Here is a 14,649-nt window from a genome sequence, read left to right as displayed (position 1 = left end):
CGACCAGGCATAGGTCAATAAGCTTGATGGCTACAAAAGGTGCGGCCAGTCCTCCCAACCCGTAAATGAAGAGGTTACGGCGCAGCAGGTGTTCGGAACACTCCTCACGGTACTTCACGCCTCGCAGGGCCAGGGGAATAAGCGCCACAATAATAAGCGCGTTATATATGGTGGCGGCAAGGATGGCGCTGTGCGGGCTGTGTAGGCCCATAATGTTAAGCGCCCCCAGACCGGGGTATAATCCCATAAATAGGGCGGGGATGATGGCAAAGTACTTGGCCGCGTCGTTGGCCAGGGAAAAGGTTGTAAGGCTGCCGCGCGTCATGAGCAGCTGCTTGCCGATACGTACGATGTCCAGCAGCTTTGTGGGCGAAGAATCAAGGTCCACCATATTTCCAGCTTCTTTGGCCGCCTGGGTCCCCGTATTCATCGCAACGGCCACATCAGCCTGTGCTAGAGCCGGGGCATCGTTGGTTCCATCGCCGGTCATCGCCACCAGATGTCCTTTTGCCTGAAATTCACGGATGAGGGTTAGTTTGGCTTCTGGGGTGGCTTCGGCCAGAAAATCGTCCACACCAGCCTCTGCGGCGATGGCAGCCGCAGTAAGTGGATTGTCGCCGGTAATCATGACCGTTTTTATGCCCATGCGGCGCAGTTCGCCAAATTTTTCTCTGACGCCGTCCTTGATGATGTCCTTGAGATGTACAACACCAAGCACAGTGGCATCGCGGGCCACCACCAGCGGAGTTCCGCCCTGGCGGGCAATGGTGTTGACTTCTTCAGCGCAGTGCGAGCTGATGTGACCACCCCTGTTCTCAACAAAGATGCTAACGGCATCGGCTGCCCCTTTGCGGATGGAAGAATTCTGCACGTCAACGCCACTCATGCGGGTTTGGGCTGTAAAAGGCACAAAAATCATACTGCCGTCATTTTGTTCTCTAGTGCGTTGGGGTGATATGGTTTCGGCAAGCTGTACAATGCTGCGTCCCTCAGGAGTTTCGTCCGCCAGCGAGGCAAGCTGTGCCGCGTGGGCCAAATCCTGTTCGCTGTGGCCATCCACTGGTTTGAAAGCCACGGCCTGCCGATTGCCAAGAGTAATGGTGCCTGTTTTGTCCAGCAGCAGCACATCCACATCGCCTGCCGCTTCAATGGCGCGTCCGCTCATGGCGAGAACATTTGCCCGATTCAGACGGCTCATACCTGCGATCCCTATGGCTGAAAGCAGCGCGCCGATAGTAGTTGGGGCTAGGCACACATACAGCGCCACCAGCGACGTAAAGTCAGCAGGATTGGGGGCGTGCCCCTGTTCCGCAGCAAAGCGTGCGAAGCACCACAGAGAACCCGTAACCAGCAGGAAAATAATGGTAAGCGCCACCAGCAGAATATTCAGGGCTATTTCGTTGGGAGTTTTTTGCCGGGTGGCCCCCTCAACCATAGCAATCATTCTGTCCAGAAAACTGTGGCCTACCTGGCTGGTGACACGTATCACCAGCCAGTCGGAAAGAACTGTGGTGCCGCCAGTTACGGCACTGCGATCACCGCCGCTTTCACGGATAACAGGGGCGGATTCGCCCGTGATGGCGCTTTCATCCACCGAAGCTGCGCCTTCTGTAACGTCGCCATCGGCGGGAATCTGCTCCCCGGCATGAACCAGCACGTGATCGCCGGGTCTAAGGTCAGTGGATGGCGTCATAACGTGCATGTCGTGCGTGGAGGGATTCGGCAATCGGCGGGCGGTGACGTTTTTACGTGCTTTGCGCAAGCTTTCAGCCTGCGCCTTGCCCCGCCCCTCGGCAATGGCTTCGGCAAAGTTGGCAAACAGTACTGTGAACCACAAAATTACGGCTACGGCGCCAGCAAATCCGGCTTGCACGGTGTGGACTGAAAGTGCTCCTGAACCACCCAGAACGGCCAGTATCGTGGTCATGATGGCGGAAAGATACACGGTGAACATGACAAAGTTACGAGCTTGGGAGCGGGGAGCTAGCTTGGCAAACGAGCTTGCCAACGCTTTTTGCAGCATGCGGCTGCCATTCGTGGTTTGTTCTGATTTTGCGGACATAACATTATCCTTGATGCGCGATATTCAGGCTACCGTGCCATTTGTAAATGTTCGGCCACAGGGCCAAGGGCAAGCGCTGGAAAAAAACTCAGCGCGCCCACAAGCAGCACCACAAAGACCAGCAGAAAAACAAATAAACCACTGCTTGTAGAAAGCGTGCCAGCGCTGGTGGCCATGTTTTTTTTGCGTGCCAGGCTTTCTGCAATCGCAAGAATAGCGGCGATGGGCACGAATCGGCTGGCCAGCATAAGCACGCTGAGCAGAACATTGAGGAACGGTGTATTGGCGTTTAACCCGGCAAACGCCGAACCGTTGTTGGCCCCGGCGGATGTTGCTGTGTAAAGAATTTCACTGAACCCGTGTGGCAGAGGGTTGTTAAGGCTTTCCACAACCTGCGGTGCGAGGCACATGATGCCGCTGCCGATCAGGATGATTACGGGAGTTGCCAGACAAACTATTGCAGCCACCTTCATTTCAAAAGGTTCAACTTTTTTACCCAGGTATTCCGGGGTACGGCCCACCATAAGTCCGGCTAGGAACACGGTCAGCAATACAAAGGCCAACATGCCGTAAAGGCCGCTGCCCACGCCGCCGTAAATAACTTCTCCCAGTTGCATGAGCACCATAGGCACAAGACCGCCTATGGGCGTTAAACTATCGTGCATGGCATTGACCGCGCCGTTGGACGCGGCTGTGGTCGAGGCCGCCCATACAGCGCTGCCAACTATGCCGAAACGCGTTTCCTTGCCTTCCATATTGCCGCCGGGCTGAGCGATGGATCCGCCTTGCGGGGTAAGATTTACTAATCCGTTTTGAACAAGTTGCGGAGTTGCTTCCTGCTCTGCCCACACCGTGAAGCCAATTGCGACTGTCAACAGCAGGAACATGGCGGAAAACAAGGCGATGCCCTGGCGCATGTCGCCTACTTTCTGGCCGAAAGTGAAGCACAATCCAGCGGGAATGAGCAAAAGGCCCAACATTTCCAGCATATTTGACAGGGGGGTGGGGTTTTCGTGCGGGTGGGCAGAGTTGACGCCGTTATAACCGCCACCATTGGTACCCAACTGTTTGGGCGCTACCTGCGAAGCCTGCGGCCCCATTGGAACCATTTGCTCGGTAACGGCTGTTCCGTCTTCTGTGGAAAGCGGTTCCAGCAGGGCAACAGTTTTGTAGTCTGAGAAGTTTTGCGGCACGCCCTGCCACACAAGCAGAAGCGACAGCACAAGAGAAAACGGCAAGAGGATATACAGAGTGCCCCTGGTGACGTCAGCCCAAAAATTACCCAATGCCGCAGTTCTCGAAGATCGCAGGCCCCGTATAAAAGCAAACAGAACGGCAATGCCCACAGCGGCGGAAGCGAAGTTCTGCACTGTAAGCCCGGCCATCTGCGCCAGATAGCTCATGGAGCTCTCGCCGGAGTAGGCCTGCCAGTTGGTGTTGGTGACAAAGCTTACGGCGGTATTCAGGGCAAGGTCCCAGCTTGTGTCGGGTATGCCTTGCGGATTCAGGGGCAGCGTATGCTGCACCATAAGCAGAAGAACAAGAATCACTATGCTGACGGCGCTAAAGGCCAGCACGCAGCCCAGGTACCGCTTCCAGCCCATTTGTTCCGTGGGGTTCACCCCCAGAATTCGGTACAAGGCGCGTTCACAAGGCGCAAGTAAGGAAAGGATGCTCAGCGACTCCCCGTCCATGACCTTGCCCATGTACACCCCCAAAGGCCACGCAAGCACGGCCAATACCAGAAGGTACAGTGCGCATTGAAGAATGACATTTTCCATAAAATCCTCCTGCGGGTGGTGAACCTTTCCCGCAGAAGCACGGTATGAAAAACAGCGTGAAATTGGTGTTAAATTTAGGCAGATGGTATTAAATCTATCTTAAATTGCAGAGGTGACCCCATACGTCATGAATCTTGCGCAAATGCCGTAAGTCCTTATTTGAAATCACCATCAAAAAGAGCTTATTACGTGAGCAGCGATTTTTAACCTTGCAAAGAATTGCGAAAATCTTGTTCCTTATAATTAACAACATATATTTTATTTTTTATGCAAATAGAGAATAAGCCAGGCACGCCTTTCAGGCGTATCTATCGCCTTCAATGTATATGCGCGAGATTTCAGGGAGTGATAAAACGCGGGGGGATATGCCAATAGATGATATAAAAGTCTGAGCCGGAAAAACACTCAGTAAGGCCGTGCTGATGGGCGAACACACATGCTGTTTGCCGGGAAAGGCGGCACAGGTTGAAAAAACAGGATCGCCGTCAGCAGAAAAAGCAGGCGCATACCAGCGCTTCTGCCCAATAGTGTATAGCCAGTCAGCTGGCTATACACCGACATATCTACGCTTATCACCACATAATCGGGTTGTTGTAGCAAGGTTGCAATGTGTGCGTCGCAGCTTTTTCAGCAGTGGCGCGCAGTAGCCCACGTTGAATGCCAGGTTGCGCCCATCGTCCACATGAGAATCAGAAATGTGTGCTGCCAGTCAGCATTTTTCCTCAAGATTTTCCATTATTTTTAATCGCGGCAGGATGTGGCGATAAAGTCCGGCTTTGTCGCAAAATTGTAACATCCCTGTCTGTAATGCAAAAAACGCAAATGCTAGCGTTCCCGCTACAAGTCGCAATACAGGGTGATTCAAATCAAAATTGTTCCAGATACCTCTGGAGTATGATCCGAAACTGCCCCAATTATGCGATGCATGAAAGGAGCTAAGCTTGTCCGCAATTCGCCTTGAAAACGTGTGTAAACAGTGGGGTGCAACCCACGCTGTAAAGAACGTATCCTTTGAAATCAATGAAGGCTCGCTGCTTGTACTGCTCGGGCCTTCAGGCTGTGGAAAGTCCACCACACTGCGTCTTATTGCCGGACTGGAAAGTGTTTCCGGAGGGCGCATCTATATTGGTGACCGCGACGTAACCGACCTGCCCCCGGCGGAGCGCCATCTGGCCATGGTTTTTCAATCGTACGCGCTTTTTCCACACCTCACAGTACGGGAAAATATTCTCTTTGGCCTCATGGTGCGCAAAGTGTCGAAGGCTGATCAGAAGCGTCGGCTGGACAACGCTGTTGACGTACTCGGACTCTCCGGCCTGCTGGACAGAAAGCCCTCCGCACTTTCCGGCGGGCAGCAGCAGCGTGTGGCCCTTGGCCGTGCCCTTGTGGCCGAGGCGGCCGTGTGCCTTATGGACGAGCCACTCTCCAACCTTGATGCCAAGCTCCGGCTCGAAATGCGGCGCGAAATTCGCGACCTGCAGTTACGCCTTGGCATGACTATGGTCTATGTTACCCACGACCAGACTGAGGCTATGAGCATGGCCGACACAATCATTCTGATGCAGCACGGACATATTGTGCAGAACGACGCCCCTGTTGCGATATACTCAAAACCCGCCACTACCTTTGCGGCCAGCTTTATCGGCACGCCGCCTATGAATCTAATGAGTGTCGCTATGTGCAAGGGGCAGGCAGTCATCACGGGCAATGAATACTGCCCGGTACCGGCCACTGTTACCGCCGAATGCACGCTGGGCATACGCCCCGAGCATATTCAGGTAACGGCCGACGGTCCGTGGGAAGCCGAAGTGATGAGTATGGAGTACCTTGGTGCGGATTCCGTGCTGACGTGCAGCCTGGGCCAGCAGCAGGTGGCCGTACAGATGGCGGGTAATTCCGGTTTCAAGCCCGGCCAGAAGTTGCGGCTGAACTTTGACGCCGATGCCATGCATTTTTTTGAAGCGAAAACAGGTAAGCGTTTACGCGCAGGATAAGCGGCTGGGCAGCTTGCGCAGTGGCTCTGCTGCAGTTTGTCGTCCTCCTGTCATAATCCTTTAATTTCGATACACATTTGTCCACAATTGGTAACATTCAGGCGATAGTACGGATGCAGCCCCAAACCCTTTGAGGAGAAATCTATGAAATGTTTTCGCCCGTTGTTTTTGGCAATTTTTTGTGTCTGTCTGAGCGCTGGCAGTGTACTGGCGGCCCAGACCAGCCTCACATTCTATTTTCCCGTTTCAGTGGGAGGCCCCATCACCAAGATTGTTGAGGGCATGACCCAGGAATTCATGAAGGAAAACCCTGATATCAAGATTACCCCCGTGTATTCTGGCAACTATCGCGATACGCTCACTAAGGCCCTCACCGCCCAGCGCGGGGGCGAGCCGCCGCACGTAGCCGTGCTGCTTTCCACCGACATGTTCACCCTCATCGATGAAAACGCCATTGTCTCTTACGATGAAATCGTGGGCAAGGACAACATGGCCTTCACCAAGGACTACTTTCCCGGTTTTATGCGGAACAGCCAGACCGAAGGCAAAACCTGGGGCATTCCCTTTCAGCGTTCGACCATCGTGATGTATTGGAACAAGGAAATGTTCAAGGAAGCCGGCCTTGATCCTGAAAAAGGCCCCACCACTTGGCAGGAACTGGTTGAAATAGGCAAAAAACTCACCAAGAAGGACGAATCCGGCAAAGTCACCCAGTGGGGCGTTGCTATCCCCAGCACTGGCTATGCCTACTGGATGCTTCAGGCTCTTGCCATCACTAACGGCGTTGAGCTGATGAACGACGCGGGCAACAAAGTTTTTTTCAATAATCCCAAGAATATCGAAGCTCTTCAGTTTCTTGCTGATCTGGCCTACAAGTACGAAGTGTCGCCCACGGGCACTATTGACTGGTCCACCACCCCCCGCGATTTCTTTGAGCGTAAAACCGCCATCATGTGGACTACTACCGGCAACCTTACCAACGTGCGCACCAACGCCAAGTTTCCCTTCGGCGTGGGCATGCTGCCTGCCAATACTCGCCTTGGCTCACCCACAGGCGGCGGCAACTTCTACATTTTCAAAAATTCCTCGATTGAAGAACGTAAGGCTGCAGTCAAGTTTGTGCAGTGGATGACCACCGCCGAACGCGCCGCTCAGTGGGGCATCGACACTGGCTATGTGGCCGTGCGTCCCGATGCATGGAAGACCGAACGTATGGAAGACTACGTCAAGGTTTTTCCCTATGCTGCCGTGGCCCGTGATCAATTGGCCCACGCCGTACCTGAGCTTTCCACCCACGAAAATCAGCGCGTGACCAAGTCATTAGATGACGCCATTCAGGCTGCCGTTAACGGCTCCAAGAAGCCTGATGCCGCTCTTGAGGACGCCCAGCGTGAAGCTGACCGCATCCTGCGTCGCTACCAAAAGTAAGTATTGTGCTGCCAGGGAGGTACCTCCCTGGCAGCTTTTCAGGATTTTACCAGACGCAAGAGAGCAAGCCCCTATGTTCAAACCTGAAACCACGCGGCAAATCAACGCATGGCTGCTTCTGCTACCCGGCTTTATTTTGGTGGTGGCGTTCACGCATTTTCCTGCAGTGAGCACATTTATCCACAGCTTTTTTATGGATGGGCGGGGGGGAGTGCCAGCCCAGTTCGTAGGTCTTGAGCAGTACCGTTATCTGCTGGATGACGAGGTCTTTCTCAAATCGTTACGCAACAATCTCATCTTTGCCTTCTGCACCATCCCCTGTTCCATGTCGCTGGCAATACTTATGGCCTTTCTGGTCGATGCGCGGCTGACCGGACAGGCATTTTTGCGATTGTGCTACTTTGTGCCTACCGTGCTGCCGATGATCGCTGTGGCTAACATCTGGCTGTTTTTTTACACGCCGGATTACGGGCTGCTTGAGCAAGTGCGCTTTTTTCTGGGCGCAACCACAGGGATAAACTGGCTGGGCAGTGAACAGACCGCACTGTTTTGCGTAATCACCGTTGCTGTGTGGAAGGATTCGGGCTTCTTTATGATTTTCTATCTCGCTGCCCTGCAGCAAATTCCACCCAGCCTGGCGGAGGCGGCCATGCTTGAGGGGGCCTCGCGGTCTTATTATTATCGGCGCGTGGTCATCCCGCTGTTGATGCCCACCACGCTTTTTGTGCTCATCAACGCCACCATCAACGCCTTCCGTATGGTGGACCACCTCTTTGTGCTCACGCAGGGCGGCCCTAACAACGCCACTTCGTTGCTGCTCTACTACATTTACGAAACCAGCTTCAAATTTTGGGATACGGGCTATGGTGCAACGCTGACAATGGTTCTGCTGGCCTTTCTGGGGTTAGCCGCCTTTGTACAGTTTGGCATCATTGAAAAGAGAGTGCACTACAGATGAACGAACAGCGCAACGTGTATGATAGTCGTGGGTTTTCGCGCATACTGGACACCACTGCAGCCTGGGTGCTTGCTATTTTGTGGGCCTTGCCGCTCTTTTACGCTATCTGGACAGCCTTTCACCCGGCGGAATTTTCTACCCGCTTCAGCCTGACAGGCCCGCTGACGGTTGAAAATTTTGCCAACGCCTGGAAGGCCGCGCCCTTTGCCCGCTATTTTGTCAATACCATCATGCTGGTTACATTGACCACAGGTATGCAGCTTGTGCTTTGCACTCTGGCGGCCTACGCTTTTGCCCGGTACGATTTTAAGTGCAAGGGCATCGCCTTTGCACTTATTCTTATGCAGCTCATGATTATGCCCGATGTGCTGGTGGTGGAGAATTACTCCACCATGTCCAAGATTGGCGTGCTTGATTCCACCCTTGCCATCAGCTTGCCCTACATGGCCTCAGCCTTTGGCATTTTTTTGCTGCGGCAGACCTTCAAGAGCGTTCCTAAGGAGTTGGAGGAAGCCGCTGCGGTAGAAGGGGCCAATACCCTGCAGGTGCTCTGGCACGTGTACGTACCGCTGGCCAAGCCTACATACGCGGCCTACGCACTGGTTTCCATCAGCACACACTGGAACAATTTTCTCTGGCCGCTCATTGTGACCAATTCCGTCAATTCGCGCCCACTTACAGTTGGCCTGCAGATATTCTCGGCGACGGAACAGGGCGTGGACTGGACTATCATTACCGCTGCCACGCTTATGACCTCCGGTCCGCTGCTGGTGGCCTTTCTGTTGTTTCAGCGGCAGTTTGTTCAGTCATTCATGCGGGCTGGCATCAAATAGAACAGGCTTGCCCACGATACAAAAAGTCCCAATGGTCGCCAGCTCGGTAGCCATTGGGGCTTTTTACTTATGTCTTTCTGTCGTTGCCGGATTATTTTGTGGTGGCACCATACAGTATCTCTGCGGACTTGAGGTGTTGAATCTAATGCTGAGTTGCCGCCGGCAATGAGGTCAACTGCTCCATAATATTGCTCTCCATCAATCTTGGTCATGTTGTTTGGCTCGTCAGGGTAATGGTGCGACATCACTGAAGGCCACAGGCATGATGGCAGACCACGCACGGCAACAGAAAATTTCAATATCGGCGCAGACAGAAAGATAGCGAATGGGGTTCGAGGGCTGCATTAGGCGGTCCTTCGGAAGGGAGGAGAGGAGAGAGAAAAGGTAGTAGGCTGGTAGCAGCAGCAAAAAAGATTTACCCTTTGGGAGAAAATGGGCCAGCAAAATCACATTGTGCAGATTGGGTGCAATTGGGCGTAAAAAAGGTATGAAAAAAGGGCTTACGCTTTGCGTAAGCCCTTACTTTCTTTTGGCTCCCCGAGACGGACTTGAACCGCCAACCTAGTGATTAACAGTCACCCGCTCTGCCAATTGAGCTATCGGGGATCGTTCAGGCAAGAAAGTGTTTACGGAAAATCCTGAGTAAGGTCAAGCAAAAAAAGCAAATAATTTAAATCATATTTTTATAAGGCGTGTCAGCTTCTTTTCATACCGTTCAGCTTCGCTATAAACACAACCGCAATAGGGCTGGCGATACAGCTCCATTTCTTTGGACCGATCAATGCCTTCCTGCCAGTCTTCCCGAAAATCCCTATACACGAAATCAGGCCCAGTGCCGTCTGTGCATGCCAGGCGCTCTCCTGTCTGTCTGATGACCTCGTGAGGCTGATAGCGTGAGTAAAGCAGGCTGCTGCTCACAAAGGCGAAACCCAGCTGTCTGGCAGTGGCAAATGCCGCTTCAATACGGCTGGCGCAGCAATATGCGCAGCGTTGGGGGGCAGTATCTCGTCCTGCTACGGCGCGCAGCCAGGATGTGATGTTCCAGCTGGCGTCATCATACAAAATGGGAATGCCGAGCCGTTGGGCGCATTCGCCCGCCGCTTCCCTTCTGCGCAGGTATTCAGACAGGGGGTGTATGTTGGGATTCATATACCATGCTGTGACAGCAAAACCCTCATCCAGCAGCCGCGTGATCGGCATGACAGCGCAAGGGCCGCAACAGACGTGCAGCAGCAGGTTACGCGAATCGCATTTGGGGGTGAAATCGTTCATCTCGTGTTCGGCGGTGACAGAGGGCATAGGCTCAGGGAGGGGCGTTTGAGTAGCCTCCGGAAAGGCGTGCTTTCCGGAGGCTGTAATTTGCACGTCTGTTAAGGACGCACTGATATTTCAAGACATTTGCTGTAGGCCTGCTCCATTTCACGCAAGCTGTCGCGTTTATGGTTGAGCAGATACAGGGCGAGTTCAGGTGAGGCGCTATAGATGCACTTTTCTTTGCTTTCTGCGCGCATCATGCGGCGTAGTTCCCGCAAGACCTGAAGAGCCTGCCATTCAAGATTGCGGCGCTGGCCCGTGCCGCCGCATGCGGGGCAGGTTTCCATCGTGATGGCCAGAGCAGACGAACCTGTGCGCTGGCGAACCAGCTCCAGAAGACCAAATGAACTCATGCGGCCCACATCGTGCCGGGCGCGATCATTTTTCATGATGGTACGCAGGGTTTTTTCCACCTCAATGACGTGCTTTTTGTCGCGCATTTCAATGAAGTCGATGACAACCTGCCCGCCGATGTCACGCAGCTTGAGGTGCCGGGCGATAGCTTCTGCGGCTTCCATATTTGTTTTATGGGCCATAGCTTCAAAATTGCCCTTACCGGAAATTTTACCAGAGTTGATGTCAATGGCCATAAGAGCTTCTGTCTGGTCAAAAACCAGCCGCCCGCCCGATGGCAGCAAGACTTCACGGGTGTAGATCTGGTCCAGCTGGCGGCGCAGGTTGAACCGTTCCCACATGGAGGTGCGCACATCGCTGTGCAGACGCACCAGATCGCTTTTGCGGGGGAACAGCAGATTGACGGTTTCGCGAATGCTCTGGGCCACATCTTCGTTGTCCACCCAGATCTCGCCCACGTCTTCCGTCAGATAGTCACGCACTGCGCGTTCAGACAGGCCCGGCTCCTGATAGATAAGGGAAGGGGCCGTAACTTCAGTGGCTTTCTTGCGTATATCACGCCAGACGCGCTTTAAATACTGCAGGTCGTTCTTGAGCGTCGTCTTGGTGGTGCCCGCGCTGACCGTGCGAACGATGACGCCCAGGCCCTGGCCGGGGTCAATGCCATTCATCATTTCGCGCAGGCGGCTGCGTTCTTCGTCGTCGTCTACCTTGCGCGAAACCCCGATCTGTTCCTGCCCGGGGGTGAGCACAAGAAAACGTCCGGCAAGGGAAAGCCACGTGGTCAAAAAAGCGCCTTTACTGCCCGTGGGTTCCTTTACAACCTGAACAAGCACTTCTTGTCCGGCTTTAAGCACCTTCTGGATTGGAGGAAATTTTTTGCCTTTGGCTGGCTCATGATGTGTCAGCCAGTATTCGGGATGAATTTCGTCAATCTGCAAGAAGCCGTTCTTGCCAGCGCCGTAGCTGACAAAGGCGGCCTGTAGATTTGTGTCGATATTATGGATGATGCCTTTATAGATATTACCTTTGATTTTGCGCTGATGCAGCATGTCTAGGTAATATTCCAGCAGCTGTCCGTCTTCAGTCAGGGCCACTTCCACCTGCTCGCCCGGCAGAACGCTGATGAACATACGCCGGCGTCCAGAGCTTGTTTCAGGCTTTGTCTTTCCCGCTACGGCTGCCGGAGCAGTTTTATTGCTGGCAGGTCTGGCAGCTTCGGGTTTTCCTTTGTCTGAAGTATTGGCTGGCGCTGGTGAGCGGGCCTGATCTGCTTCAACCGTGGTCTGACTCTGGCCGCTTTGTGCCACGCCATCCTTAACGTCATCATCATCCGCAGCGCTGTCGCCAGACTGCATTTCTACGGTATCGCCATTCTGTTCTTTTTTGCGGTTACGACCGCGTCCTCCACGGCGTCCGCGTCTATTCTTGCGGCGCGGCGCATCGCCGGAACCTTCAGCGTGTCCGTCTGCATCCTGCGTATCAGTCGCAGCTTCAAGCGCAAGGGTTTCAGAACCTGTAATGGCAAGCGATTCACGGCTGGTGATGGCCAGTTTTTCACCGGAAGCCAGAGCTAGTACCTCGCTTGAGGTGGCCGTGGCAGTGATGGAAAAAATCTGGTCTTCAAAAGCTGTTACAGCACTGACTGCCCGTGCGGCTTGGGGGGGCTTTTGACCCGCATTGGCGGAAGAGCCGTGAGTATTTGAGGGCTGGGCTGCATTGGCAGAAGCAGGGGAAGCAGGGGAAATTTTATTTTCAATATGTGCAGCAGGCTTTTCGGTGGAGCTTTGAACTGCCGTTTTTTTGCGGGGGGCCGCGGCGCGCGCTCTGGTAGATGGGCGGGCCTTGGGCGCGCCAGGAGACTTGGTGTCAATTCCGGCGCCTGCAGTGGCTTTGTTCACCTCTGCGCTGGCAGGTTTGCTAGCGGCGTTCTTGGGGACATCAGGCTTGGTGGCTTCTGTTTTGGCAACATCGGGCCGCGCCTGGGGCTTGGGCTCTTCGGCCTTTGAGGCGTGGCCCTTGGAGGTCGTGCTCACACCGGCTGGCGTTTTTTCCTTGGCTGCTGCCACCGAAGTTGTCTTGGTGCTTGCCTTTGCAGGGGCTGCGGTATCCTTGCCCGTCTTGGCCGTTGTCTTTCTACCGCGAGCGGCAGCAGATTTTGCGGTACTTTTTTTGCCGGAGTCAGCAGCAACAGATGCAGACGTATCGGCCTTGGGGGCAGAGGTTTTTTCTGCACTCTTGGCCGTGGTTTTGTCCGCACTGGCAGTGGCAGGTTTTACCGCTGTATCGGACGCACCGCCTGGCTTCTCGGCCTTGGCGGCATCAGGTGCTGCGCTTTTTTTACTGGCAACTGCTTTGCCTGCTGGTCTTCTGGTAGCTTTGGCCCTGGTAGCTTTGGGCGCGGAGTCCGCACTGGCGGATGAAGAGGAATCCTTGGGAGATGTCTTGGAAGCAGGGGAGGAGGGGGGCGAAGTTTTTTCCGCCTTTTTGGCAGATGCTGCGGGGGCAGTAGCTGTCTTTCCTCGGGCAGTGGGGCGTGCTTTGGGTTTGGAGGGCTTCGGGCTTGATTCGCCTGAATTTTTGGTCTCTGTCACGGGGGTTTCTTGGTCTTTGGTCATGAACGTCCTTTGTCTGCGGGGCGGGTTCGCCTCCACGAAAAATTTCAGCAGCATGCCTGAATTTCATAAGAAATCTACCGCAGCAGCACCGTGTGGCGCGCTTTTGCAGTAGGCATACTAGTCTGCTTGTTGGAGAGTACGTTTTTTTGAAAAATATGCAAGCTTTCCTGTGGAATGCGGGGGATGCAGGGCCATCTGTACATGGCTAGTCCAAACATTTTTTTAGTTATTTCAAATACACTGGCAGACTTTATCTGCCATAAAAATACCGCCCGGTTTTGAATTCGGGCGGCATCTTTATAATTATGCGAGAAGGGGCGTGAGCCAGCCCCTAGTCTTCTTCAAGAACCTTGAGTTCTGCTGATAACTGGCCGGAGTTGTAACGTAAAAGTACATAGCCACCCTGAGCCAGCGCGCCGGGGTTAACCACGATGGTGCGTCCCACGCGGTCTACCGCCCGCGCTTCATGAATGTGGCCGCACAGGCATATATCCGGCTGGGCTTCTTCAAGAAATTCGCGCACAGCTGTGGAACCGACGTGTATGTCGCCAGGAATGACATCGCAAGCTGTGTCCTTGGGCGGATTATGCGAGATAAGCACGCTGTGGGGATAGGTTCGTGCCTTTTGCCAGCAGCCTTCAAGCCATGCCGCGAAGGCAGACTCGGGAAATTCGCTGGGTGTGCCGAAAGGCGTGAAGGTGGAAGCGCCAACTCCAAAAATAGCCGTATCCGGCGTAAGCTCGCGTGTAACTGTGTGCAGGTTCCAGCCTTTTTCGCTAAGCCACTGGTCTACTTCCGGGCGGTCCATATTGCCTATCTGGGCAAGAATCATAGGATTATGGCTGCGCAAGGAATCCATCACCAGCTCTGCCTGCTTGACGCCGCCCGTCACCGTGAGATCGCCAGTGACGATGATGCCGTCAGCCTGGCCCAGTTCAGGAATTTTGGCAAAACGTTCAGTTTCGTCGTGGATGTCACCCACAGCGATCCAGAGGTAGTCCTGAGTGTCAGAGCTTGGCATGGCGGTGTGTCCTTTGTTATAATTACGCTGCAATGATGCTGCCATACTTCAGTACATAAGAAAAGGCCCGGCATGAGTGAAAAAAACACGGTGCAAGCCGATTACATGCCCATACCTCCTGACACGTCTGAATCCCCGGACGGACTGGCCGAACGCAAGCAAGAGCTGCGTGTGCGAATGGGTGCGCTACGGCGTGAACAGCCCGCCTCTCTTGCGAAAGAACGTGCAGAGGCCGCACAAAAGAATCTGCTCATGGCTGATTGTTGGCGTCAGGCGTCTTCAGTGG

At 54.0% G+C, this 14,649-nt stretch carries 9 protein-coding genes, 1 tRNA gene and 1 pseudogene; 5 read left to right on the top strand and 6 right to left on the bottom strand.

Annotated elements, in window-relative coordinates; translation table 11 throughout:
* Nucleotides 1–2,062, bottom strand: a 2,062-nt coding sequence (kdpB, locus tag QM579_RS13555) for a potassium-transporting ATPase subunit KdpB (protein ID WP_414999658.1), incomplete at its 3' end; no start/stop codon positions are given.
* 29 nt (nt 2,063–2,091) lie between these two features.
* Entirely contained in the window at nt 2,092–3,843 is a 1,752-nt protein-coding gene (gene kdpA / locus QM579_RS13550) for a potassium-transporting ATPase subunit KdpA (RefSeq protein ID WP_414999657.1), read from the bottom strand.
* A gap of 941 nt (nt 3,844–4,784) precedes the next feature.
* On the opposite strand from kdpA, the gene QM579_RS13545 reads away from it, so the two are divergent.
* The 4 genes from QM579_RS13545 (at nt 4,785) to QM579_RS13530 (ending at nt 9,056) form a co-directional block, all read left to right on the top strand.
* Nucleotides 4,785–5,837: an ABC transporter ATP-binding protein gene (locus tag QM579_RS13545; RefSeq protein WP_414999656.1), complete on the top strand. Its 1,053-nt coding sequence runs from the start codon at nt 4,785–4,787 to the stop codon at nt 5,835–5,837.
* A 144-nt stretch (nt 5,838–5,981) separates the two neighbouring features.
* Nucleotides 5,982–7,265, top strand: a complete 1,284-nt coding sequence (locus QM579_RS13540) for an ABC transporter substrate-binding protein (RefSeq protein WP_414999655.1) — start codon at nt 5,982–5,984, stop codon at nt 7,263–7,265.
* 73 nt (nt 7,266–7,338) lie between these two features.
* On the top strand, nt 7,339–8,223 hold the full coding sequence (locus tag QM579_RS13535) for a carbohydrate ABC transporter permease (RefSeq protein ID WP_414999654.1): 885 nt from the start codon (nt 7,339–7,341) through the stop codon (nt 8,221–8,223).
* On the top strand, nt 8,220–9,056 hold the full coding sequence (locus tag QM579_RS13530; RefSeq protein WP_414999653.1) for a carbohydrate ABC transporter permease: 837 nt from the start codon (nt 8,220–8,222) through the stop codon (nt 9,054–9,056). Before QM579_RS13535 ends, QM579_RS13530 begins: the two co-directional genes overlap by 4 nt.
* Nucleotides 9,057–9,586: 530 nt before the next feature.
* On the opposite strand, the gene QM579_RS13525 is transcribed toward QM579_RS13530, so the two are convergent.
* The 4 genes from QM579_RS13525 to QM579_RS13510 form a co-directional block, all read right to left on the bottom strand.
* Nucleotides 9,587–9,662 (bottom strand) — tRNA-Asn (locus tag QM579_RS13525).
* 69 nt (nt 9,663–9,731) lie between these two features.
* Nucleotides 9,732–10,355 (bottom strand): epoxyqueuosine reductase QueH, encoded by a 624-nt coding sequence (locus QM579_RS13520; RefSeq protein ID WP_414999652.1) that lies wholly within the window; start codon nt 10,353–10,355, stop codon nt 9,732–9,734.
* Between the two features lie 71 nt (nt 10,356–10,426).
* Nucleotides 10,427–13,342 carry an Rne/Rng family ribonuclease gene (locus tag QM579_RS13515; RefSeq protein ID WP_414999651.1) on the bottom strand — a complete coding sequence of 972 codons (2,916 nt, stop codon included), beginning with the start codon at nt 13,340–13,342 and terminating at the stop codon, nt 10,427–10,429.
* Between the two features lie 331 nt (nt 13,343–13,673).
* Nucleotides 13,674–14,363 (bottom strand): metallophosphoesterase family protein, encoded by a 690-nt coding sequence (locus QM579_RS13510; protein ID WP_414999650.1) that lies wholly within the window; start codon nt 14,361–14,363, stop codon nt 13,674–13,676.
* 72 nt (nt 14,364–14,435) lie between these two features.
* Between QM579_RS13510 and QM579_RS13505 the strand changes: the two are divergent.
* Nucleotides 14,436–14,649 (top strand): annotated as a pseudogene (locus tag QM579_RS13505) (hypothetical protein); the annotation flags it as partial.

Origin of the sequence: Desulfovibrio sp. (genome assembly GCF_047607245.1) — a bacterium.
Taxonomy (GTDB): Bacteria; Desulfobacterota; Desulfovibrionia; order Desulfovibrionales; family Desulfovibrionaceae; genus Desulfovibrio.
This window is presented reverse-complemented; position numbering and strand designations above follow the sequence as displayed.